Annotated in this window: 22 protein-coding genes and 2 tRNA genes; 12 read left to right on the plus strand and 12 right to left on the minus strand. The window is 52.6% G+C overall.

Annotated elements, in window-relative coordinates:
• Window positions 1–107: 107 nt before the first annotated feature.
• The 3 genes from agp to QMZ65_RS18075 form a co-directional block, all read right to left on the minus strand.
• Complete coding sequence (agp, locus tag QMZ65_RS18065) at window positions 108–1,730, minus strand: bifunctional glucose-1-phosphatase/inositol phosphatase (RefSeq protein ID WP_160832457.1); 1,623 nt, start codon at window positions 1,728–1,730, stop codon at window positions 108–110.
• Between the two features lie 256 nt (window positions 1,731–1,986).
• Window positions 1,987–2,074: transfer RNA gene (locus QMZ65_RS18070), tRNA-Ser, on the minus strand.
• A 35-nt stretch (window positions 2,075–2,109) separates the two neighbouring features.
• Window positions 2,110–2,197: transfer RNA gene (locus tag QMZ65_RS18075), tRNA-Ser, on the minus strand.
• Window positions 2,198–2,421: 224 nt separating this feature from the next.
• On the opposite strand from QMZ65_RS18075, the gene yccA reads away from it, so the two are divergent.
• Both yccA and tusE read left to right on the plus strand, forming a co-directional pair.
• Window positions 2,422–3,078, plus strand: a complete 657-nt coding sequence (yccA, locus tag QMZ65_RS18080) for an FtsH protease modulator YccA (RefSeq protein WP_034820380.1) — start codon at window positions 2,422–2,424, stop codon at window positions 3,076–3,078.
• 100 nt (window positions 3,079–3,178) lie between these two features.
• Window positions 3,179–3,505, plus strand: coding sequence for a sulfurtransferase TusE (gene tusE / locus QMZ65_RS18085; RefSeq protein WP_038647738.1), 327 nt, complete (start codon window positions 3,179–3,181; stop codon window positions 3,503–3,505).
• Here the strand turns inward: tusE and yccX are convergent, their stop codons facing one another.
• Window positions 3,506–3,784 (minus strand): acylphosphatase, encoded by a 279-nt coding sequence (gene yccX, locus QMZ65_RS18090; RefSeq protein ID WP_283216458.1) that lies wholly within the window; start codon window positions 3,782–3,784, stop codon window positions 3,506–3,508.
• 82 nt (window positions 3,785–3,866) lie between these two features.
• Here yccX and rlmI point away from each other — a divergent pair, with 82 nt between their 5' ends.
• Entirely contained in the window at window positions 3,867–5,057 is a 1,191-nt protein-coding gene (rlmI, locus tag QMZ65_RS18095; protein ID WP_160832454.1) for a 23S rRNA (cytosine(1962)-C(5))-methyltransferase RlmI, read from the plus strand.
• A 58-nt stretch (window positions 5,058–5,115) separates the two neighbouring features.
• Window positions 5,116–5,433, plus strand: a complete 318-nt coding sequence (gene hspQ, locus QMZ65_RS18100; protein WP_034820407.1) for a heat shock protein HspQ — start codon at window positions 5,116–5,118, stop codon at window positions 5,431–5,433.
• A gap of 32 nt (window positions 5,434–5,465) precedes the next feature.
• Here the strand turns inward: hspQ and QMZ65_RS18105 are convergent, their stop codons facing one another.
• A complete protein-coding gene (locus tag QMZ65_RS18105) occupies window positions 5,466–5,888 on the minus strand; it encodes a CoA-binding protein (protein ID WP_034820410.1) in 423 nt (140 codons plus the stop codon).
• A 175-nt stretch (window positions 5,889–6,063) separates the two neighbouring features.
• Between QMZ65_RS18105 and QMZ65_RS18110 the strand changes: the two genes are divergently transcribed.
• Both QMZ65_RS18110 and QMZ65_RS18115 read left to right on the plus strand, forming a co-directional pair.
• Window positions 6,064–6,690, plus strand: a complete 627-nt coding sequence (locus QMZ65_RS18110) for a YccT family protein (protein WP_283216459.1) — start codon at window positions 6,064–6,066, stop codon at window positions 6,688–6,690.
• Between the two features lie 67 nt (window positions 6,691–6,757).
• On the plus strand, window positions 6,758–7,219 hold the full coding sequence (locus QMZ65_RS18115; protein ID WP_034820416.1) for a methylglyoxal synthase: 462 nt from the start codon (window positions 6,758–6,760) through the stop codon (window positions 7,217–7,219).
• A 3-nt stretch (window positions 7,220–7,222) separates the two neighbouring features.
• Here QMZ65_RS18115 and helD read toward each other — a convergent pair whose 3' ends face one another.
• Window positions 7,223–9,277 carry a DNA helicase IV gene (gene helD, locus QMZ65_RS18120; RefSeq protein ID WP_283216461.1) on the minus strand — a complete coding sequence of 685 codons (2,055 nt, stop codon included), beginning with the start codon at window positions 9,275–9,277 and terminating at the stop codon, window positions 7,223–7,225.
• Between the two features lie 123 nt (window positions 9,278–9,400).
• Between helD and QMZ65_RS18125 the strand changes: the two genes are divergently transcribed.
• Together QMZ65_RS18125 and yccS are read left to right on the plus strand one after the other, a co-directional pair.
• Window positions 9,401–9,844, plus strand: a complete 444-nt coding sequence (locus QMZ65_RS18125; protein ID WP_034820431.1) for a YccF domain-containing protein — start codon at window positions 9,401–9,403, stop codon at window positions 9,842–9,844.
• Between the two features lie 12 nt (window positions 9,845–9,856).
• On the plus strand, window positions 9,857–11,995 hold the full coding sequence (gene yccS / locus QMZ65_RS18130) for a YccS family putative transporter (protein ID WP_283216495.1): 2,139 nt from the start codon (window positions 9,857–9,859) through the stop codon (window positions 11,993–11,995).
• Between the two features lies 1 nt (window position 11,996).
• On the opposite strand, the gene QMZ65_RS18135 is transcribed toward yccS, so the two are convergent.
• Entirely contained in the window at window positions 11,997–12,620 is a 624-nt protein-coding gene (locus QMZ65_RS18135) for a TfoX/Sxy family DNA transformation protein (RefSeq protein WP_097119299.1), read from the minus strand.
• A 221-nt stretch (window positions 12,621–12,841) separates the two neighbouring features.
• Between QMZ65_RS18135 and sulA the strand changes: the two genes are divergently transcribed.
• Both sulA and ompA read left to right on the plus strand, forming a co-directional pair.
• Entirely contained in the window at window positions 12,842–13,333 is a 492-nt protein-coding gene (sulA, locus tag QMZ65_RS18140; protein WP_097119300.1) for an SOS-induced cell division inhibitor SulA, read from the plus strand.
• A 349-nt stretch (window positions 13,334–13,682) separates the two neighbouring features.
• Window positions 13,683–14,756 (plus strand): porin OmpA, encoded by a 1,074-nt coding sequence (ompA, locus tag QMZ65_RS18145; protein ID WP_097119301.1) that lies wholly within the window; start codon window positions 13,683–13,685, stop codon window positions 14,754–14,756.
• Between the two features lie 91 nt (window positions 14,757–14,847).
• Here the strand turns inward: ompA and matP are convergent, their stop codons facing one another.
• Window positions 14,848–15,315, minus strand: coding sequence for a macrodomain Ter protein MatP (matP, locus tag QMZ65_RS18150; protein WP_141399037.1), 468 nt, complete (start codon window positions 15,313–15,315; stop codon window positions 14,848–14,850).
• A 53-nt stretch (window positions 15,316–15,368) separates the two neighbouring features.
• Here matP and QMZ65_RS18155 point away from each other — a divergent pair, with 53 nt between their 5' ends.
• Together QMZ65_RS18155 and fabA are read left to right on the plus strand one after the other, a co-directional pair.
• Complete coding sequence (locus QMZ65_RS18155; protein ID WP_097119302.1) at window positions 15,369–17,231, plus strand: AAA family ATPase; 1,863 nt, start codon at window positions 15,369–15,371, stop codon at window positions 17,229–17,231.
• 67 nt (window positions 17,232–17,298) lie between these two features.
• Window positions 17,299–17,817 carry a bifunctional 3-hydroxydecanoyl-ACP dehydratase/trans-2-decenoyl-ACP isomerase gene (gene fabA / locus QMZ65_RS18160; protein WP_034820448.1) on the plus strand — a complete coding sequence of 173 codons (519 nt, stop codon included), beginning with the start codon at window positions 17,299–17,301 and terminating at the stop codon, window positions 17,815–17,817.
• A gap of 66 nt (window positions 17,818–17,883) precedes the next feature.
• On the opposite strand, the gene rmf is transcribed toward fabA, so the two are convergent.
• The 4 genes from rmf to pqiA all read right to left on the minus strand — a co-directional run bounded on the left by rmf (window position 17,884) and on the right by pqiA (window position 21,782).
• The gene (gene rmf, locus QMZ65_RS18165; protein WP_007887362.1) at window positions 17,884–18,051 is read right to left on the minus strand and encodes a ribosome modulation factor; all 168 of its coding nucleotides are present in this window, start codon (window positions 18,049–18,051) and stop codon (window positions 17,884–17,886) included.
• A 269-nt stretch (window positions 18,052–18,320) separates the two neighbouring features.
• Entirely contained in the window at window positions 18,321–18,887 is a 567-nt protein-coding gene (gene pqiC / locus QMZ65_RS18170; protein WP_034820450.1) for a membrane integrity-associated transporter subunit PqiC, read from the minus strand.
• On the minus strand, window positions 18,884–20,527 hold the full coding sequence (gene pqiB / locus QMZ65_RS18175; protein WP_211728177.1) for an intermembrane transport protein PqiB: 1,644 nt from the start codon (window positions 20,525–20,527) through the stop codon (window positions 18,884–18,886). The genes pqiC and pqiB overlap by 4 nt, the downstream gene beginning before the upstream one ends.
• Window positions 20,499–21,782: a membrane integrity-associated transporter subunit PqiA gene (pqiA, locus tag QMZ65_RS18180; protein WP_034820456.1), complete on the minus strand. Its 1,284-nt coding sequence runs from the start codon at window positions 21,780–21,782 to the stop codon at window positions 20,499–20,501. The genes pqiB and pqiA overlap by 29 nt, the downstream gene beginning before the upstream one ends.
• Between the last annotated feature and the right edge of the window lie 13 nt (window positions 21,783–21,795).

A 21,795-nucleotide genomic window follows, 5' to 3' on the forward strand; every position in this document is an offset into this window, starting at 1 on the left:
ACCCAAGGGCGGTAAAAAAGAAGCCGCAACGTTATCCGCTGCGGCCTCCATTAAGATCTTAACTGACAAGCATTACGTCGAGGCGGGGTTTTTTCATTACAGCGACGTTAGTTGCTGGCGGGAGCGGCTTTTGCCGCCTCACCTTCCGGCTTGGCTGGCGTCGCATCTGACTGCGCTTTCTGCGCTGCAGCGGCATCGGCTTTCGCTTTGTCCTCCGCCGCTTTCTGTGCAGTGGTTTTCTCAGCTTTCGCTTTATCCTCTGCGGCTTTTTGGGCAGCCGCTTTGTCTGCCTTCACTTTCTCTTCAGCGGCTTTAGCATCAGCCGCTTTCTGCGCAGCTGCTTTGTCCGCTGCAGCTTTATCTGCAGCCGCTTTATCTGCAGCGGCTTGATCCGCTTTCGCTTTAGCGTCGTCATTGGCGGCAGCAGGCGCTGGTTGTGCCGCTGGCTGTGCTGCTGGAGCCGGAGCAGCCGGCTGCAGCGGGGTACCCTGCAGTGCAGTATTCAACGCGGTAGCAAACTGATCCCAGCTGCAGTAGCCGTTAGCATCGGCATCACAGCCTGCCAGTTGCAGCGTGACACGCTTCGGCGGGTTTTTCAGGCTCAGCACATCAGCATTGCGCAGCTGTTCCGCTGTCTGATAAACGTATTCCACTTTCAGCAGATCTTTGTTGTTTTTAGCATCGTGCCAGCGCTCAAACACCACCTGACCACCGATTGGCGTCTTCTCATCGTTACCCGGCAGCTCGTATGGCTTAACCTGCAATGCGCTCAGCAGTGAGGCAATATTCGAATCGTGCCCCACCATCACCGTGACTTTCGGTGCGTTCGCTTTGTCCTGGTCCACTAACTGGCTGCGGATGTAATCCACCAGCGGTGCGGCCACTTCACGCGCGACATCGGGAGAAGTGAACAGCGCATCCTGATAACCATTTTTGATTGCCGCGAGGGATTTCCACTGCTCAGGAGTTTTAATCTGGCCCCAGGCCACCTGATCGGCCGGGAAACCTTCGTAATATTGCAGCGTGAAGGCATCAACCAGCGAATTGCCGATTTTCAACGGTCCATTCACGTTAGGCTCTTTGCCATTTTCTGCGCTGAATGTGTTGTCACCGCCGCTCAGATCACACTGTTTTTTACCGTTACAGGCCGGTGCCGATTTGTAATCAACAATTTTTTCTAACTGCTGGAAAGCCGGTTTCAGCGCCAGCTTCTCATTCGCAGCCGTCATCGCCGCCAGCGCTTTCTTATTGAATTCGTCGCTGCCGTCAGTGATCACCGGATTAAAGATAGGATCCATGGTGCCCATCGCATCCTGATGCGTCACGGAAATATCACAACCCGGGAAAGCGCCAGTAATGAAGTATTGCGCGGTGGCGACCGTACGTTGCAGGCTGTTGGCATAGACAAAGATGTTGCTGCTGTCCGGGCAGGTGCCGCTTTCCACCAGGCCCTGCTGTGCCAGCCACTGACGGGTATAGTTACCCATGTAGACTTCCAGCACGCCGCCTTTGGTGGTTAACTCGCCGCCGGGCACATCCCACTGCGGCCAATTCTTCTTGGTGGATTGTTCCAGCACGCTGCCGTTGTTGGCTAACGGTGCGCGCAGATTGTGACGGCTCAGCATCAGCACTTGCTGTAACTGCATATCTCCATCTGCCGCGTAAGCAGACATACCGATCGGGAGCGCAGCTATAACTGACAACGCGCAAAGACTCAGTTTCTTGATCATTGTGCCTATTCCATAATTCATCAGTGAAACACTCTGGCATTCAAACGATTAGCTCGCCATTGAGCGAATTACCGCACAGTGTAACCCAGCTTGCCTCGGAAAATCGCCAGATGTTTACAAAAACCGTGAATGGAATATAGCAGTAAACACGGGTGCCGTCGGGTAACGGCAGCAGATTGAAAAGCAACGGGATGTTTTTCGGAATTCCGGAACGCAGAAAAGCAAAAAGCCCGCATTTCTGCGGGCTTCTTTAATATGGCGGAGGAACAGAGATTCGAACTCTGGGATGGTTTCCCATCGACGGTTTTCAAGACCGTTGCCTTAAGCCACTCGGCCATCCCTCCGGAAATCTTTTTGTCACTTCACTCTGCAAGAGTGATGGCGGAGGAGGAGAGATTCGAACTCTCGGATGGTTTCCCATCGACGGTTTTCAAGACCGTTGCCTTAAGCCACTCGGCCACCCCTCCGCAATGAGGCGCACTATAAACATCCCCCCGAACGATGTAAAGCGCGGATTGAATCGTTCGCCTGAAAAACAGCCAAAATCCATTTTTTCGCTGTCAAAATCACCATTCTGCTCAGTGAAACAGCAATTTATCGCGTAAAGATGGGTAAAACGACTTTGCTGTCTGGTAGCCGTTGCGTATCCTCAGGCCATATTTGGTGTTCTCTCTCTATAATGGAGCGCATGATGGATAGAATAATTAGCTCGTCACAGCAGCAATCGCTGATCAGCACCCACAAAGTGCTGCGCAATACCTACTTCTTACTTGGCCTGACGCTGGCGTTCTCCGCGGTCACTGCCACGCTCAGCACCGTTTTTGCTCTGCCCTCTCCCGGATTAATTTTGATGCTGGTCGGTTTTTACGGTCTGATGTTCCTGACCTACCGTCTGGCGAATAGCCCGGCAGGTATTCTGGCGGCCTTCGCCTTTACTGGTTTCCTCGGTTATTGCCTTGGCCCAATCCTAAGTTCCTTCCTTGCGGCAGGCATGGGCGATGTGATTGCCATGGCGCTGGGCGGTACGGCGCTGGTGTTCTTCTGCTGTTCGGCCTACGTCCTGACCACGCGTCGTGACATGTCCTTCCTTGGCGGTATGATGATGGCTGGCTTCGTGGTGCTGCTGGTTGCGGTCGTGGCAAATATCTTCCTGCAACTGCCAGCGCTGCATCTGGCGATCAGTGCGCTGTTTATCCTGTTCTCAGCGGGTGCGATTCTGTGGGAAACCAGTAACATCATTCATGGCGGCGAAACCAACTATATCCGCGCCACCGTGAGCTTGTATGTGTCGCTGTATAACATCTTTGTCAGCCTGCTGAGCCTGTTAGGCTTCGCCAGCAAAGATTAAGCTGCAGACATAAATGTCCAAAACCCCGCTTCGGCGGGGTTTTTGCTTTTTAGCCGTTGGCGAACTTACAATACGCCGATTGATGCTGTGAGGAATGACTGTGATTTTTGCCGGTAAAGAGATCGCCACCGATGCGGAAGGCTACTTAAAAAATAGTGCGGACTGGAGCGAAGCACTCGCTGCGGTGATTGCTGAGAATGAAGCCATTGTGATGAGTGAGGCTCACTGGGAAGTGGTACACTTTGTGCGCGCCTTCTATCAGGAGTTCAATACTTCCCCTGCGGTGCGCATGCTGGTGAAAGCCATGGCGCAGAAGTATGGCGAGGAAAAAGGCAATAGCCGCTACCTGTTCCGACTGTTCCCTGAAGGTCCGGCAAAACAAGCCACTAAAATTGCCGGTCTGCCAAAACCTGCCAAGTGTCTGTAATCAGCCAGTGGTAAATCGCGTGTGCATCGGCGTGGGTTGATGAGGTTCCACCAGCACCTTATCGACCCGTGCACTGGTTGGCCCACCTGCTTTTAGCCAGGCGATTAACGCCTCCACTTTTTGTTCATCGCCAGCGGCCAGCACTTCAACACTGCCATCGCGCAGGTTGTGCGCATAACCGGTAACGCCCAGTTTATTGGCCTGTGACTGGGTGTAATAACGAAAGCCTACCCCTTGCACCATACCGTGCACCCAGATTTTGTAGCACGTGTTCGCCATGGCTATCTCCCCATTGTGCGTTGCAATTTGCCGCCATCCACCGGAAAATGGCGCCTCATTTTTTCAGGTAAGCATAGCAAACATGACCGTTCGATTGATTCTCGCTAAGGGACGTGAAAAATCCCTGCTCCGCCGCCATCCGTGGGTGTTCTCAGGTGCCGTTGCCCGTATGGAAGGTAAAGCCCAGTCTGGTGAAACTATTGATGTCTGCGACAGCAATGGTAAATGGCTGGCCCGTGCCGCTTATTCTCCACAGTCACAAATTCGCGCGCGCGTCTGGAGCTGGCAGCAGGATGAGTCAATCGACATTGCCTTCTTTGTACGCGCTTTTGAAAAAGCGCAGCAGTGGCGCAAATGGTTGGCGCAACGTGATGGCCTTGATAGCTATCGCCTGATTGCCGGTGAGTCGGATGGCATGCCTGGCGTGACCATTGACCGTTTCGGCAACTTTATGGTGCTGCAGCTCCTGTCCGCCGGTGCTGAATATCAACGCCCGGCGATTCTCTCTGCCTTACAGCAGTGCTTCCCAACTTGCGCGATTTACGATCGTTCTGATGTTGCCGTGCGCAAAAAAGAAGGACTGGAACTGACACAAGGCCCAGTCACTGGTGAACTGCCGCCGCCGTTACTGCCGATTACCGAACATGGCATGAAATTGCTGGTCGATATTCAGGGTGGCCATAAAACCGGTTACTACCTTGATCAACGTGACAGCCGTTTTGCCACGCGCCGCTACGCTGAAAACGCTCGCGTGCTGAACTGCTTCTCTTACACCGGCGGATTTGCCGTGTCGGCTCTGATGGGTGGCTGCCGCGAAGTGATTAGCGTGGATACGTCACAGGATGCGCTGGATGTGGCGAAACAGAACGTTGAGCTCAATGGCCTCGATCTGTCTCGTGCACAGTTCGTGCGTGATGATGTCTTCAAACTGCTGCGTCGCTACCGTGACAGCGGCGAAAAGTTTGACGTGATCGTGATGGATCCGCCGAAATTTGTTGAGAACAAGAATCAGCTGATGGGCGCCTGCCGCGGATATAAAGATATTAATATGCTGGCGATGCAGTTGCTCAATCCTAACGGTATTCTTCTGACATTCTCTTGCTCAGGACTGATGGCCACCGAACTGTTCCAGAAAATTATCGCCGATGCCGCAGTGGATGCGGGTCGTGATGTACAATTTGTAGAGCAGTTCCGTCAGGCAGCCGATCACCCCGTGATCGCCAGCTATCCTGAAGGTCTTTATCTGAAAGGTTTTGCCTGCCGCGTGCTGTGACTTGAAAATCTGTACCCTGCCTCCATATTAGAGACAGGGCACAGTTTTGGGAGGCACCATGATTACCAGTAAATTTGGCATTGGACAGCAGGTCCGTCACCGTCTCTCCGGGGTGCTCGGCGTTATTGTGGATGTCGATCCGGAGTTTTCGCTCGATGAACCCGAGCAGGATGATGTGGCGGCCAGTGAAACGCTGCGCGCCGCACCCTGGTATCACGTAGTGATGGAAGATGAAGAAGGCGAACAGGTTCACACCTATGTTGCTGAAATTCAACTCGCCGGTGAAACGTCGTATGAGCATCCTGAGCAACCTTCGATGGATGAACTTGCTGCTTCCATCCGGCAGCAGTTGCAGGCACCTAGCCTGCGCCATTAATGACAACGGCGACCTCGGTCGCCGTTTCAGCTTTACGACGCGATGGGCGGAATACCCAGACGCGGAATTTCAATCTTAGGACAACGATCCATCACCACCGTCATGCCCGCATCGCGCGCTAGCACTGCCGCCTGCTCATTGATCACGCCCAATTGCAGCCACAGCGTATCGGCACCAATGGCAATCGCTTCCTGCGCCACACCCCACGCGGCCTCAGCATTGCGAAACACATCTACCATATCCACTTTACCCGGAATTTCTGCCAGCGTGGCGTAAGCGGTCTGCCCCAGCAACTGCTGCCCCGCCAGTTTTGGACTCACCGGAATAACCTCATAACCCTGATCAAGCAAAAACTTCATCACACCATAGCTTGGGCGATCGGCGCGATCGCTCGCCCCTACCAATGCAATGCGTTTGGTGCGGCTCAATACATCACGAATCGTTTGATCATTCATTTTTTTCTCCTTGTTCGTTCGCCTGAGTGTAGTTGCCATTGCGTGACACAGTGCAAGCCCCTCAGATAAAAACTTTGCGCCTCAGCACGAATAAATATGTGAAAATGTAAATTTACTGCCATAATGTAATAATTTGCTACACATCACCCTTAATCCCCATCCTCCGGGAGTTGAAATGAAGCTGTCTTTGGCTGTTACGAGTTTACTCGTGTTACTCGTATCGGCATCCTGCCATGCCATCACCCTGAAACTCGATCCTGAAATCGACTTGCTGGTGCTTGATGGTCGCAAAATCTCAGGCTCGTTGCTGAAAGGCGCGGACAGCCTGGAGCTGGAGCGTGGGCAGCATCAATTCCTGTTTCGCGTTGAAAAACCTTGTGCGGATGCCACGCATTTTCAGTCGGTGCCGATGATCGTCACGTTCAATGCCAGCGCCACCTCAGTCGCGATTCGTTTACCCGTTCTGGCCAACCGCCGAGAACGCAGCACGTTCGATAAGGCGCTAAATTTCCAGCTCGTTGATGAACGAGGGAATGAAATCACCAGCGTGCGCGATCGCTTACCACAGGGTAGCGATAGCGATCTGGAAAAGGCCATGCTGAATTATAACCGTACTGCCCAGGCGGCATCGGTTCCTCGCTTTGCGCTGCAATCGGTGAGTGCGCCGGATGCCCAGACGAGTCTCGATTTTGCCTGGCAGGATGCGGGAGAGTTACCTTATCTGCAACAGTGGTCTCAGCGTTTTGATGCTGCTACACGCCTGAGATTTATCAGTTGGATGAAAACCTTACGCGCAAGTTGATAGTGTTGAAATGTCAGGGGTACACTCATGCCTTAAAATTAATGTATGAGAAGAAACAGGAAGCCCTATGGAGCAGACCGTTCGTACCCTTAACGTTCAGAAACACATTGCCCTCGTTGCCCACGATCACTGTAAAGCGACGCTACTGGAGTGGGTTAAAGCCAACCAGAGCGCGCTGCAACCGCATGTGCTCTATGCCACCGGCACCACAGGTAATCTGATTAATCGCCACACCGGTTTAGACGTCAACGCCATGCTAAGCGGCCCGATGGGTGGCGATCAGCAAGTGGGTGCTTTGATTTCCGAAGGGAAAATCGATGTGCTGTTCTTCTTTTGGGATCCGTTAAATGCGGTGCCGCACGATCCCGATGTCAAAGCCCTGTTACGTCTGGCCACCGTGTGGAATATCCCGGTGGCGACCAATCGCGCCACCGCGGATTTCATTATTCAGGCACCGATGTTTGCCCAGCAGTTTGAGATCCAAATCCCCGATTATCAGCGCTATCTTGCCGACCGCCTGAAAGCGTAATGTTCAGGCCTTCCGACTTAGCGGCACGCCCAATTCGCGGAAGTGTTCGACAAAAACGGAAGGCCGATCTTTATCAAACAGCATCCACACTTGCTGACGTGCGCGGGTAATCGCCACATAGGCCAACCGTCGCTCTTCAGCGTCAGGGAAATCTTCCGGCTGGGGTAATAACCCCTTTTCCATAATCGATTCACGCGCCTCAGCGGGGAAGCCATCACGCCCCTCATGCAGGCCCAGCATAATGACAAAATCTGCCTGCTGCCCTTTGCTGGCATGAATGGTCATAAAATCAATCTGCAATTTCGGCCAGCGCGTTTTGGCTTTATCGAGGATGGCAGGACGCAGATGGTGATAGCGCGCCAGCAACAGCACACGCTCTTCCGGTTTCGCATAGCCACTTAATTTATCCAGCAACGGTTCCAGTTGCTCCTGCGGCAGCAGCGTGACTGACTTCTTATTCCCCTTGCTCAGACTGTTGAGCGGCTTGCGCAGCTGATGAGGATTCTGCTGCACAAAGCGGTTGGCAATCTCACCGATGCGATCGTTGAAACGATAGGTGGTGTCCAGTACACAGCGATCGCCGTCACCAAAGTAGTGGTGGAAAGCCGTGGTCAGACTCATCTCGGCGCCGCTGAAACGGTATATTGCCTGCCAGTCATCGCCCACCGCGAACAAACTGGTGCGCTTATTCTGCTGACGTAACGCAGTCAATAAAGCGGCACGCTGTGGCGAGATATCCTGAAACTCATCCACCAGGATATGCTTCCACGGGCTAATAAAGCGTCCTTTTTCGAGAATGGCAATCGCCTGATGGATCAGCCCGGAGAAATCGACTGCCCCCTCTTCTTTCAACGCACTCTTCCAGGCTTTTAATAGCGGCGCCATCAGTTTGACGCGTTTGCTGAAGTTATCGCGGAAATCTTCAGGTACATCGGCAATCATCGCCGCCTGCGCACCGCCGTGCATGCGCATCAGTCCCAGCCAGCGCTCCATGCGTGAGGCCAGCCGTTGCGCCAACTTGTCATCCTGCCAGAATGGGCCTTCAGCGACCTCCCACTCCAGTTCCTCCTGCAACCATTGACGCCAACCGCTCGCCTGCGCCTTTTTACTGTTGCACTGTTCGCGCCAGGTGTCGATCAGCAGTTGCTGCCGCGCCTTGCTGTCACTTTCAAGCTTGCTGATCACCGGCTGCTTATTGCTGCCTTCGCGGATGATGTGCAATGCCAGCGCGTGAAACGTTCGCGCCTGAATCGCACTCTCACCTAAGCGTTGCTGAATACGATCGTTCATCTCTTCGGCCGCCTGGCGACCAAATGCCAGCAGCAGAATCTGCTCCGGCTGTGACAGCTTGCGTTTCAGCAACCAACCGGCACGTGCCACCAGCACCGAGGTTTTACCACTTCCCGCACCGGCCAGCACCAGTAAGGCGTCTTCACCGTTGACCACCGCTTCGCACTGGGAAGCATTAAGCGGTGTAGTTTCGACAGTGGAGAAAAACTCGTGGTAGTCCTTGATGACCTTCGTCGTCCATTCACGGTTGCGCTGGCGAATGGCGGTTTCACCTTGTTCTAACCACTGCTGGCAAAACTGCCAGCGCGCACGGCAATTATCAAACTCATTCAGGCGCGAAAGTGGCAGCGGTAAGGCGGAAAATTGGCGTTGAATGCTCTCCTTTACCGTAGCCAGTTCGCTGCGCTTTAACCAGCGATCCTGTTGCGTGTAGGCGATAATCTCCTGTTCCAAAGCCATCAGGACTTGTACACTGACTTCGCTCATTTCCTGGCTCCACTGCTGCCAGGCATGCTGCAAGTAATGGAAAAAACGCTGCGTCTCCTGCCATTCCGTGCCGTGCAGGCGTACAACCTTATCTTCTGGCAAGTGAAATTCCAGCTCTCCCCAAACCATGCCGCGTTTACAAGCAATACTGATTAACTGATTGAACGGGATAAGATATTCGTGACGATCGCCACTGACTTCCACGCCAGCGGCCAGCAGACGCACCCGATTATAGGGATGCTGAGCCAGACGTTTGCCCATTGATGTTGCTTTCAGTTCCATGTCCGCACCGTCTTGTGGAATTCGATTATCGCGCAGTTTACCTGTCAGACTCTTGGCGCTCCAGCCTTAAAACAGGCTAAACTGGGCGACACATATTGCGGATTGCAAAAGGAAAATCGTGTTATGCGCACCGTATTGAATATTCTTAACTTCGTTTTGGGTGGCGTGTTCACCACGCTAAGCTGGCTGTTTGCCACGCTTGTCAGCATCGTGCTTATCTTTACCCTGCCTTTAACGCGATCCTGCTGGGAAATCACTAAACTTTCACTTCTGCCCTTTGGTAATGAAGCGGTGCATGTCGATGTGCTGCGACCTGACAGTAAAAGCCATGTGCTGAATGCTGGCGGAACCTTCCTCAACATTTTCTGGCTGGTGTTTTTCGGCTGGTGGCTGTGTCTGATGCATATTTCTGCCGGCATCATCCAATGCCTGACCATCATCGGTATCCCCGTCGGTATCGCTAACTTTAAAATTGCCGCTATTGCACTCTGGCCAGTGGGTCGCCGTGTGGTTTCGGTGGAAGAGGCTCAGGCCGCGCGTGAAGCGAATGCGCGCCGTCGTTACTAAGGCGGACGATTGATGCTTCTTAACGCGATGCCGGGATGGCGACGTTATCTGTTTAATAGCAGTCTGCGTTATTTACTGCGCATCTTCTTCGCGCTGGCAGGCTGCGCCGCCGTTCCGTGGTGGTTGCAGCAGATAGAATGGACAATACCTTTAACGCTCGGCGTGGTGGCGGCTGCGCTGGCCGACCTGGATGACCGATGGACCGGGCGCTTGCGCAATCTGATGATTACGCTGGTCTGCTTTTGCATCGCTTCGGTATCGGTTGAATTGTTATTTCCCTACCCATGGGCATTTGCCATCGGTTTGGCGCTCTCCAGCTGGGGCTTCATTCTGCTTGGCGCTCTGGGACAGCGTTATGCCACCATCGCGTTTGGTGCGCTGCTGATTGCGGTTTATACCATGTTGGGGATTGGCCTGTTCCCTGAGTGGTGGATGCAACCCGCCCTGCTGCTGATTGGTGCTCTGTGGTACAACCTGCTGACATTTATCGGGCATTTGATCTTCCCGGTGCGACCGGTGCAGGAGCAACTGGCAGCCAGTTTTTCTCAGCTGGCAAGTTATCTGGAGGCCAAGGCGAATCTGTTTGATCCGGATGCCGGTGAACAGGATGATGCCAGTACCATTACCACGGCGATGGTGAACAGCCAGTTAGTGGCGCAACTCAATCTGACGAAAACCACCATTCAGAGTCGCTTGCGCGGCGACCGTGGCTCGCGCAGCACTCGCCGTAGCCTGCACTACTATTTCGTCGCGCAGGATATTCACGAACGCGCCAGTTCATCCCATCTGCAATATCATCTGCTGCGCGATGACTGGCGCTATAATGAAGTGTTGTTTCGCTTCCAGCGTCTGTTGAATATGCAAGCTCAAGCCTGTCGCAAGCTGGCTGAGAGCATCTTGTTAAGACAGCCGTGGCATCATGACAGCAGCTTTGAACGCACTTTTTCCCGACTGGAAACGGCTTTGGAGAGATTGCAGCAGAATGACCCGCAGGACCCTCACAATCGCGCGCTGTTTTGGCTGCTACGCAATTTGCGTGCGATTGATGCGCAACTAGCCTCGATTGAGTCTGAACAAGCGCTGGCCGAACCGACTTCCTCCGCAGATAACCATCTTTCTCGTGAAGGGCTGAGTGGATGGGCGGACATTCGGCTACGGCTGAGCCGTCATCTGAGCCCCGGATCGGCGCTGTTCCGTCATGCTGTGCGTATGTCTCTGGTACTTTGTGTCGGATACGCTTTTATTCAAATTACCGGTCTTCATCGCGGCTACTGGATTTTGCTCACCAGTCTGTTTGTCTGCCAGCCTAATTACAACGCCACGCGCCGCCGACTCGCCTTACGTATTGGCGGGACGCTGGCCGGTATCGCCATCGGCTTGCCAGTGCTGTGGTTGGTGCCCTCCATCGAAGGGCAGCTGATTTTAATCGTGCTAAGCGGCGTACTGTTTTTTGCCTTTCGCCAGATTCAGTATGCGCAAGCCACACTGTTTATCACCTTACTGGTACTGCTCTGCTTTAACCTGCTGGGCGAAGGCTTTGAGGTGGCGCTGCCGCGTATTGTTGATACGTTGCTAGGGTGCGGTCTGGCCTGGCTGGCCGTGGCATTTGTCTGGCCCGACTGGCAATTCCGCAAGATTAGCGCCGTTGCGGATCGCACGCTGAATGCCAATTGTCGCTATCTCGATGCCATTCTGGAGCAATATCATCAGGGCAAAGATAATCGTCTGCCCTATCGCGTGGCACGCCGCGATGCTCACAATGCCGATGCTGAATTAGCATCTGTGGTCTCGAATATGAGCAGCGAACTCAAGCTTCAGCAACCGTTGCGTGAAAACGCGTTTCGGTTGCTGTGCCTGAATCACTCCTTCCTGAGCTACATCTCGGCGCTGGGCGCTCATCGCGAACGCCTCTCTGACCCTGCACTGCTCAAAGTTTTAGATGATGCAGTCTGTTTTGTTGAGGATGTGCTGCAGATTGAACGCGTTGACGACCAGCAGGCATTAGCCATGCAGCAGCAGGTAATGCAACAATTAAGTGAAGTTAAAAACAGTTCGGACGTGCAGGCGCCGCTGGTGATGCAGCAGCTAGGATTACTGATTGCCCTGCTGCCGGAAATTGCCCGCCTGCGCCGCACACTATCCAGTCATTAAGTTAACTCGGCTCCACCATGTTTTTTTGGTGGAGCGTTTTGACATACCACGCATGCAGTTCTTCTCTGATCGCCGCAGGCAATGCAGCCTGGTGATGTCCGGAAATCGCCCCTTCCAATGCCATTAACGTTTTCAGCCCGATATGTTTGTTAACGGCACGCAATTTGAGCCAGCTCTGGCGCGATCCCATTTCATGCAGCACTTTCACCGAACTGATGCCAACTTTATGCAGCATCATCTCCATGCGCAGGCTAAGGTTAGGCAGATCCTTCAACCGTAGGGTCACTGTCCGGTTTGCTAACTCATGCTGTGCTGCGTGCAGTGCACTGGCCGACAACCGCAAGAGTTGCTCAGTATCCTGCCAAAGCTTCGCATCCACCTTGAAGTAATTCAGTTGCACTGGGATGCCGCGTTTGCGATAAACCAGCGGTTCAAGAGCACGTTGGGTGTGGTAAGTCTGCAATGCCTCACTGGCACGCAGGTAAAGCGCGTCTTCATTGATATACGCAAAAATGACCTTTTCTACTGTCAGAGCATAGCCACCAAATTGCGTTCGGGATTCGATCTTTCCCAGCGGTGCCAGCTGTGTTTTGGATTGTTTAACGAGTGGATTGTTGGTTTTCATTACAGCTCCTTTCCGTGAATTCTCATTCGAGAAAATTCCTTAAAATCCTGGGTTTTCATCTGGTTAGAAGATAGAAAAAACCCATTAGCTGTTCAATGAATAAAAGCATTTGCTGTGTGCGATGTGCACAATTTGCGAGGTGTTTTCAGAAATTGAGGTTGATCTTTATCCAGGAAGACATTACTGTACATCCATACAGTTCATTACTGAGTGATTAAAACATGCGTACTCAATTCTCTGGCCTTGCTGATCGTTCTCAACGTTTTGCTTCTACAAGCCTGACGCAGCCTTCTCTGGGTGGAATTACTGAACTACGTTACAGCGAACAACCTGGCATGATGCAGTTACTGCTGTTGCCGGTGTTAAAGCAACTCAGCGAACAGTCCCGCTGGCAGCTGTGGTTAACACCTGCGCATAAGCTGAATCGCAACTGGATGCAGCAGTCAGGATTACCGCTTGAGAAAAGTATGCATATCACCGAATCTGAACGACTCACGACAGTGGAAAGTATGGTGAAGGCTCTGCGCACGGGAAATTATAGTGTGGTTTTGGCCTGGATACCGTACGAATTGAATGATGAAGAGCGGTTTGAACTCGAAATGGCAGCGGCAGAAGGTGAAGCACTAGGTTTAATTATGCGTCCGCAAGGTCACGATCGCGTCTTGTCCAGACAACCAAATACGCCAAAAATTCCGTCGGATTTGTTTCATTAAGTAAAACCAGGAATTTTCTCACGCTTTTTTTTCTTAAGGATGCTGCTAAGCCACTGATTCTTTTCCCGCCAGCTTTGACAATGGTTTAGCCGCATTTTCTCAATTCGCTGGCGAAGATTTTGCCATGTGATTTGTTAAAATGTGTGTATAAATCCCTGTTTTTTTGCTGGCTGGCCTCACATCATACTTGTAACTTTCCAATCTCGTTGTAGACTTTATCTCGCCAGGGTGCTCAATAACCTCCGTTTTTTCGGTAGAGTCAAAAGCGAGCGTTTAGACCCGGCGAAGGATTAACACAAAGAGCAACCTTTTTGCTCATTGCCTATTTGGATGATAACGAGGCGCAAAAATGAAAAAGACAGCTATCGCAATTGCAGTGGCACTGGCTGGCTTCGCTACCGTAGCGCAGGCCGCTCCTAAAGATAACACCTGGTACACCGGTGCTAAACTGGGCTGGTCTCAGTATCACGATACTGGTTACTACGGTAACGGTTACGAGAACAACGACGGTCCAACTCACGAATCTCAGCTTGGTGCTGGTGCATTCCTGGGCTACCAGGCTAACCCATACCTGGGCTTCGAGCTGGGCTACGACTGGTTAGGCCGCATGCCTAACAAAGGCGACCAAGTTAACGGCGCATTCAAAGCACAAGGCGTTCAGCTGGCAGCTAAACTGAGCTACCCAATCACTGACGATCTGGACGTGTACACCCGTCTGGGCGGCATGGTATGGCGTGCAGACTCTAAACAAGTTGATCTGCGTGATGGTAATCGCATCAGCAACCACGACACCGGCGTTTCTCCGCTGGCTGCAGTTGGTGTTGAATACGCACTGACCAAAAACTGGGCGACTCGCCTGGACTATCAGTGGGTTAACAATATCGGTGACGCAGGTACCGTTGGTGCGCGTCCAGACAACAGCATGCTGAGCGTCGGCGTGTCTTACCGTTTCGGTCAGGATGAAGAAGCAGCACCAGTTGTTGCTCCAGCACCAGCTCCAGCGCCAGTTGTAGAAACCAAGCGTTTCACTCTGAAGTCTGACGTGCTGTTCAACTTCAACAAAGCGACTCTGAAACCAGAAGGCCAGCAGGCTCTGGATCAGCTTTACAGCCAGCTGAGCTCAATGGATCCTAAAGACGGTTCTGTTGTTGTTCTGGGCTTCACTGACCGTATCGGTTCAGAGCAGTACAACCAGAAACTGTCTGAGAAGCGTGCTCAGTCTGTAGTTGATTACCTGGTCTCTAAAGGTATCCCTTCTAACAAGATCTCTGCACGCGGTATGGGCAAATCTAACCCAGTGACTGGCAACACCTGTGACAGCGTGAAAGGCCGTAATGCCCTGATCGACTGCCTGGCGCCAGACCGTCGCGTTGAAATCGACGTGAAAGGTATCAAAGACGTTGTAACTCAGCCACAGGCTTAAGTTATCACGCAATAAAAAACCCCGCTCTTGCGGGGTTTTTTTTATCTCTTTTCAACTGGCTAACAACACCATCATAGTGCACACATCAGCGCTATTCGTTCTCTGATCCGCCTTTACCCAGAATCGCCTGCAGATCCTGCTTAAGCGTTGACATCTGGCTGGCATACTTCTCTTTGCGCTCGGCATCTTCAATCAACTGCACAATGGTTTCTGATAGCGTGTTACTGCGACGCTGTGCCAATCCTGCCAAACGCTGCCACACCAGATATTCCAGATCGATCGACTTCTTACGCGTATGCTGATGTTCCGCATTAAAATGCCGCTTACGGCGCGCACGAATAGTCTGCTTCAGCCGATTCTCGAGATCGGGGTGAATGTGCTGAGCTATCCATTCCGCTACCTCTACTGGACTATTTTCCATCGCCAGTAAGGCATCCACCGCAGCCTGCGCGGCGCTGAGCTCAAGATGACGGGTGATCAATTCACCCTCCCGATGCTTTTTCACCAGGTATTTCCACTTCCATCCACTTTCAAGATTTTCGAGTTGCTGGTATTTCATCGGAATCTCATCGTGATCACGTAACAAACTAAGAATAACAGCTTTTTTCCCGGATGCAGCAAGGAAAAACATGTAGCGGTCATCACATTTTGGGCTGGAACTCCGCAGTGCTTAACAAGGTTGATTCCTGTATAATCGCGCTTTTCCTAAATCTGACTAATGCGAATATTTTGACCAGCACTCAAATTACGTGGCAAGCCCTGCAGCCGGATAGCATCCGCTACCAATCCATTTTCTCAAACGTCTCACTGGAAGATAGCGATAGTCTTGCCGCGGTTCAGCCGCGTCTGCTGAATGCGCTGGCGCATTTGCATCATCAAACCTTAGGTTTTCCTCTGTTGCTATTACGCAGTCAGGAAAACAGCGATTATCTCGCGTGCATCGCCGAAGCCGCACAGCGCTTCCAGCCCGAAGAGATTGCGCTGTATGGCGGTGACTATCATGTCATGGGCGACACGGTCAGCCTGATGCCGCCCAGCGATGCTAACCGGCCATTCACCAGTCAGGGCGGTGTTCACTTTGCCGACTGGATTGAAGCAGAACAGCTGTTTGGTTGTGTGCGTCAGTACAAAGATCGTATTCAGCCCGAGCCGGGATTGATTCATCAAGCCAATGGCGGCACTTTAATCCTGTCCGTGAATACGCTACTGGCTCAACCACTGCTATGGCTGCGTCTGCGTAAGTGCATCGAGCAAGGCCGCTTTGACTGGTATTCGCAGGACGAACGCCAACCGTTGCCAGTGGCCATCCCTTCCCTGCCGCTGCAACTGCGCCTGGTACTTTGTGGCGATCGTGATGCGCTAGCCAGCTTCCAGGAATTGGATGCAGAAGTGCATGAAATGGCACTCTACAGCGAGTTCGAAGAGAACCTGCAGATCACTGATGAAGAGGACATGACCTTCTGGTGCCAGTGGACGCTCACACAAGCTGAACAAGCTGGCCTGGACCAGCCTGCAGCCGATTTCTGGCCGCTCTTGATCAATGAGGCGGTTCGCTTCACGGGTGATCAAGAAACCTTACCGCTCTGCCCGCGCTGGTTACGCCGTCAGCTGCAGGAAACCGCGCTGCACGGTGACGTCATGAATGCTGAAGCATTGAAAGAAGCACTGGAAGCGCGCGAATGGCGTGAAAGCTACCTGGCCGACCGCATGCGTGACGAAATTCTGCTCAATCAGATTATGATTGAAACTGAAGGTGAAGTGGTGGGACAGATTAACGGTCTGTCTGTAGTGGAGTTTCCTGGTCATCCGCGTCCGTGGGGCGAGCCGTCACGTATCACCTGTGTTGTTCATCCGGGGGATGGCGAATTCACTGACGTTGAGCGTAAAGCCGAGCTGGGCGGTAATATTCATGCGAAAGGCATGATGATTATGCAAGCTTATCTGATCGCTGAACTTGAACTCGAGCAACAGCTGCCCTTCTCAGCCTCGTTAGTGTTTGAACAATCCTATTCCGAAGTGGATGGTGATAGCGCCTCACTGGCCGAACTCTGCGCGCTGATTAGTGCACTGGCCAATCAGCCATTAAGCCAGCATATTGCGGTGACCGGTTCCGTGGACCAATTTGGTAATGTGCAGCCTGTTGGCGGCCTGAATGAAAAAATCGAAGGCTTCTTCAGCATTTGCCAGTCACGCGAGCTGACCGGTAAACAAGGCGTTATTCTGCCAGCCAGTAATGTGCGCCATTTGAGCCTCAGCGAAGCTGTGGTTGATGCGGTGAAGCAAGAGCAATTCCACATCTGGGCAATTGAAAGCGTGGATGAAGCGTTACCCTTATTAACCGGTATCGCATGGCAAAGTGAGAGCGGCGAGTCACTGCTCAATACCATTCAGGAACGTATTGCACAGCTGAACCAGCAGGAAATTCGTCATCGTCCGTGGCCATTGCGCTGGCTCAACTGGTTTAACCACAGCTGATTGATTTGCCCAGCGTACAACTGTTCGCTAATATTCGGGCTTCACTAAAAGAAGGCATATTGAGAACATGGTAGATAAACGCGAATCCTATAGCAAAGAAGACCTGGTTGCCTCAGGTCGCGGCGAACTGTTTGGCGAAAATGGACCGCCGCTTCCCTCTGATAACATGTTGATGATGGACCGCGTGGTCATGATGACCGAAGACGGCGGTAAATTTGACAAAGGTTTTGTGGAAGCCGAACTGGATATCCGCCCTGACCTGTGGTTCTTCGATTGCCACTTTAAAGGCGATCCGGTCATGCCAGGCTGCCTCGGCCTTGACGCCATGTGGCAGTTGGTTGGCTTCTACCTCGGCTGGTTAGGCGCTGAAGGTAAAGGCCGCGCACTGGGTGTGGGCGAAGTGAAATTCACCGGTCAGGTACTGCCAACCGCGAAGAAAGTCACTTATAAAATTCACTTCAAGCGCGTGATCAACCGCAAGCTGGTGATGGGCGTGGCTGATGGTGAAGTCTTCGTTGACGGTAACCTGATTTACACCGCGACAGATTTGAAAGTGGGTCTGTTTAAAGACACCTCTGCTTTCTAATTCCCCAAACGAAAACCTCCGCATTCAGCGGAGGTTTCTTCCTTCAATTATGGACATCCGACAGTGCTAGGCCACCGCCGACCTGTCCTCCATGGCTTGACGCCAACCTCCCAACCAGTAAGACCGCGCATCGATCATTTGATAGGGGCATATCTCTTTTGAGCGGCCAGTAATACCCGCTTGATAGCCTCGTGAGTGTGCACGTTCCAGGCGGTCTCTTTTCTGTCTCTTCATGCCTCGATTCCCTCATTTCAGGTCTGGTGGATTCTGGGTGGAAAGAAAGAGTGGCGATATAATGTTCAACCACAGTAATGTTCTAACTCCTGGCAGAAGAAAGATCAATGCGCAAAATTCACGCCAATGTCATCATTTTGACGTTTAAACGACATCTATAATTGTCAATTCCGTGTATATCTGGCTGATTAGACGATAAAAAAAGCCCCTGATTTGATGTCCGTCACACAACGGCAAATCAGGGACTTAGCATAAGCATCGAACAAATCTTAATTTAGCGAAATGACACTTTTTGCGATTTGTTGTGCTGTTTGCTGCCAGCCGATAGCCAGAGTACGCACCAGCGCATCATAGCCATCTTCATTTTGCGGCAGAGTCAGATTAAAGCCATGTTTGATTAAGCGCCCTTGATGTTGCAGGAGCCATTCTCCGCTCACCACAACCTGGCCATCATAGCGACCCTGGAAACCGGTCACATTTACCGTCAAAGTATCGTGGCTCTCACCTAACGGAGCACTGGCAACAATTCGGCCCGGCAGTGCTTTGCTGAGGTTGCTGATCAATGTCTGTTGTAGTTGTTGATCCAGCGGACTGGCCCACAAGTTATTGGCAGCAATCACATACTTTACATCGCTGGTTTGATACACCAAACCATTCCCTGCCATATAATCCGGAACCGATACCTGCTCGACCCAAATCATTGGCTGGTTGCCGCTGGATGCGCTGTCTACACGCGCGACATTGCTGCCCGCAGGCAGTTGATAATAGGTGTTTTCGATGGTGCTGCTACAACCTGCCAGGAGCAGCATCGCACCAATAATCAGCCCTTTTTTCACTGTTTCGCCCTCTTTGGCTGGGGATCCTGGCCCGGTTTGGCTTCAAACACCAATGCATTGCTCTTGGTATTGAGCGTTTTCAGCACCGGCTGCAATTCGCGCAGCACCTGGTCAAGTCGCTGCATGTCTCCCACCAGTTTGTTATAAGCCGGTGAACCCGGCTGCAAGCCTTTCATGCTGCGATTCAACTCGCGCAGCGTCTGCTGCATATCTTCTGGCAGCGTTTTCATCGCCGGGCTGGCAGTGATGTGATTGAGGTTATCCAAGGTTTTCTGCAATTGCTGCATCGTACGCTGGCTCTCTTTCAGGGTGCCTGTCGCTTCGGTGATCATCGGGTTCAATGGCAGACCGTTGATCTTATCCAGCGCTGCTGTGAGCTTCTGCTGAATCTGACTTAATCCACCACTGACCGTTGGAATCACCTCCAGGCCCGCAATCTCATTTGGACCTTTATACGCCGGTGCGTTGTCATAGAAGTCCAGATCGATATACAGCGCACCCGATAAGAGGTTACCGGTTTTCAGCGTAGCGCGCAGACCCCGCTTCTTGCCATCCTGCAGATGCTGCTCAAGATTGAAATCTCCGCCCAGACGGCTGATAAAGCGATCCGGTTCGATACGAATCAATATCGGAACACGATAATCGTTATTCAACGCCTGATTGACACCTGGAATGGTGTAAGGCACTTGCGAGACGGTACCCAGACGAATGCCGCGGAACTCAACCGGTGCGCCTACCTGCAAGCCACGAATCGAATCGGTAAAGAACAGCAGGAAATCGGTGTGGGTGGTATATAACGAATCCTGGATGCTGCGCTGATCGTCAAACAGATGGTATTCCGCTTTATTTTCGGCGATCTGCCCCAGCTCCGCGCCATCTGGCACATCAAAACTAACGCCACCGCTAAACAGCGTCGTCAGTGAACCCATTTCCACCCGCATGCCCGAGGCAGACATATCGACGGCGATACCGCTGTCTTTCCAGAAACGGACATTGGTCGTGATCAGACGATCGTACGGAGCGGCGATGAACAGTTGATAGGTCATCATGCGTTTATCGGTATCAAAGGTGCTGGATTCCACCGTACCCACGCGATAGCCACGGAACAGCACCGGATCGCCCGCATTAAGCTGTCCGGCTTTTTTACTGTCGAGTGTGATGCGAATGCCTTTGGCATCCGGCGGTGCCAGAGGTGGCGCATCCAGCAGTTGATAGCGCTCCGGTTGATCGCCCTTCGTACCTGGCTGCAATTCAATATAGGCACCCGAGAGTAATGTGCCGAGACCGGTAATCCCTTCGCGCCCGATTTGCGGTTTCACCACCCAGAATACGCTGTCGCCATGCAACAGTTTTTCCATCCCAGAATTGAGGCGTGCTTTGATCTCCACATGGTGCAGATCGTCAGTTAATACTGCACTTTCCACTACGCCAACATTGACACTGCGGCTCTTAATGGTGGTTTTTCCGGCTTCTATACCCTCAGCGCTTTCGGTGATCAACGTCACCTCCGGACCCTGATGGCTGAAATGATAAAATAAGATCCAGCCACCAATGAATAGCGTGACGATGGGTACGATCCAGACCGGTGACCAGCGTTTAATCTGGTCGACCTTAGCAGTCCCGTGATGGTTGTCCGTCAAGACGCGGCTCCTTTCGTTCAGTTTCCCGTAATCGATCCCAAATCAGGCGCGGATCAAACGTCATCGCTGCAAACATGGTAAGAATCACTACCATGGCAAACAGCAGCGCGCCTGGCGCAGGGTAAACACTCATTAGCTGCCCCATCCGCACCAACGCGGATAACACAGCGATGACAAACACATCAATCATTGACCAGCGGCCAACAAATTCCACCACCTCATACACCACGTGCATTTTCTCATCATCACGTCGACCGCGACCACTGGCGTGCCAGCAAAGCCAGGCAATCGCCAGCATCTTGAGTGAAGGCACCATGATACTGGCGATAAAGATCACCAGCGCCACTGGCCAGGAGCCATCGCTCCACAGCAGAATCACCCCGGCCATAATGTTCGAGGGATACTGCGAGCCAAGCGTCTCGGTGACCATAATCGGCATGATGTTTGAGGGAATGTAGAGCATCACCGAGGTGATCAAGAGTGCCAGCGTCCACTGCAAGCTGTGCTTACGTCGCGGTGCAGCGACCACGCCACAGCGGGGACACTCAGCCTGCCCGACAGATAAGATAGCGGTACAGCAAGGGCAACTGCGCAATCCCTGCTTCAACCCACTGATTCCGGCTTGCGGCACCATCGGCAATGCCGGGAGTGGACCCATGCTCTGCCACACCCATCGCCGATCCACACACTGAAATGCGCGCAGCTGTAATACACAGAATAGACACCACGGCCAGAAACTGCTTCCAAGGCCAATTTCGCCGTAGGCCATCAGCTTCACAAAGCTCACCAGCACGCCTGCCATAAAGATCTCGGCCATGCCCCAACTGCGCAGCTGGAATAAAATACGCGCCAGCCCAAGGCGCAGACTGTGCGGCATACGCACGCGATTCACCAACAGCAGAATGGTGATCATGCAGAATGCGGGAATCCCCTGTACAAACAGCAGAAACAGTGTCGCCAGGCTGCGGTAATCTTCACGATCCATCACCGCGGGAATTTCGAGCAGCGAGATTTGGCTGCTCAGCCCGGCCACATGCATATTGATAAAGGGAAATAGATTCGCCAGCACCAGCATAAACAGTGCCGCGAAAGCGTACCCGGTAGGACGTTTTCGCGGCTCATGCCAGTTAGCGGTCAGCGTGGTATGACAACGTGGGCAGCGCGCGCGACTGCCCACCGGCACGGCAGGCAATTTTACGGTTAAATCACACTGTGGACAGAGCATCCACTGGTGCGCCTGATCCGTTGCACACATACTGACTTCCTCT

It is taken from the genome of Pantoea sp. EABMAA-21 (assembly GCF_030053335.1).
Classification (GTDB): Bacteria; Pseudomonadota; Gammaproteobacteria; order Enterobacterales; family Enterobacteriaceae; genus Pantoea; species Pantoea communis.

Bases quoted from the DNA above. Each gene is read 5' to 3' on its own strand.
- agp (WP_160832457.1), bottom strand. From the start codon at position 1,730: ATGATCAAGAAACTGAGTCTTTGCGCGTTGTCAGTTATAGCTGCGCTC.
- yccA (WP_034820380.1), top strand. From the start codon at position 2,422: ATGGATAGAATAATTAGCTCGTCACAGCAGCAATCGCTGATCAGCACC.
- yccX (WP_283216458.1), bottom strand. From the start codon at position 3,784: ATGGCGAACACGTGCTACAAAATCTGGGTGCACGGTATGGTGCAAGGG.
- rlmI (WP_160832454.1), top strand. From the start codon at position 3,867: ATGACCGTTCGATTGATTCTCGCTAAGGGACGTGAAAAATCCCTGCTC.
- hspQ (WP_034820407.1), top strand. From the start codon at position 5,116: ATGATTACCAGTAAATTTGGCATTGGACAGCAGGTCCGTCACCGTCTC.
- QMZ65_RS18105 (WP_034820410.1), bottom strand. From the start codon at position 5,888: ATGAATGATCAAACGATTCGTGATGTATTGAGCCGCACCAAACGCATT.
- QMZ65_RS18110 (WP_283216459.1), top strand. From the start codon at position 6,064: ATGAAGCTGTCTTTGGCTGTTACGAGTTTACTCGTGTTACTCGTATCG.
- QMZ65_RS18115 (WP_034820416.1), top strand. From the start codon at position 6,758: ATGGAGCAGACCGTTCGTACCCTTAACGTTCAGAAACACATTGCCCTC.
- helD (WP_283216461.1), bottom strand. From the start codon at position 9,277: ATGGAACTGAAAGCAACATCAATGGGCAAACGTCTGGCTCAGCATCCC.
- QMZ65_RS18125 (WP_034820431.1), top strand. From the start codon at position 9,401: ATGCGCACCGTATTGAATATTCTTAACTTCGTTTTGGGTGGCGTGTTC.
- yccS (WP_283216495.1), top strand. From the start codon at position 9,857: ATGCTTCTTAACGCGATGCCGGGATGGCGACGTTATCTGTTTAATAGC.
- QMZ65_RS18135 (WP_097119299.1), bottom strand. From the start codon at position 12,620: ATGAAAACCAACAATCCACTCGTTAAACAATCCAAAACACAGCTGGCA.
- sulA (WP_097119300.1), top strand. From the start codon at position 12,842: ATGCGTACTCAATTCTCTGGCCTTGCTGATCGTTCTCAACGTTTTGCT.
- ompA (WP_097119301.1), top strand. From the start codon at position 13,683: ATGAAAAAGACAGCTATCGCAATTGCAGTGGCACTGGCTGGCTTCGCT.
- matP (WP_141399037.1), bottom strand. From the start codon at position 15,315: ATGAAATACCAGCAACTCGAAAATCTTGAAAGTGGATGGAAGTGGAAA.
- QMZ65_RS18155 (WP_097119302.1), top strand. From the start codon at position 15,369: ATGCAGCAAGGAAAAACATGTAGCGGTCATCACATTTTGGGCTGGAAC.
- fabA (WP_034820448.1), top strand. From the start codon at position 17,299: ATGGTAGATAAACGCGAATCCTATAGCAAAGAAGACCTGGTTGCCTCA.
- rmf (WP_007887362.1), bottom strand. From the start codon at position 18,051: ATGAAGAGACAGAAAAGAGACCGCCTGGAACGTGCACACTCACGAGGC.
- pqiA (WP_034820456.1), bottom strand. From the start codon at position 21,782: ATGTGTGCAACGGATCAGGCGCACCAGTGGATGCTCTGTCCACAGTGT.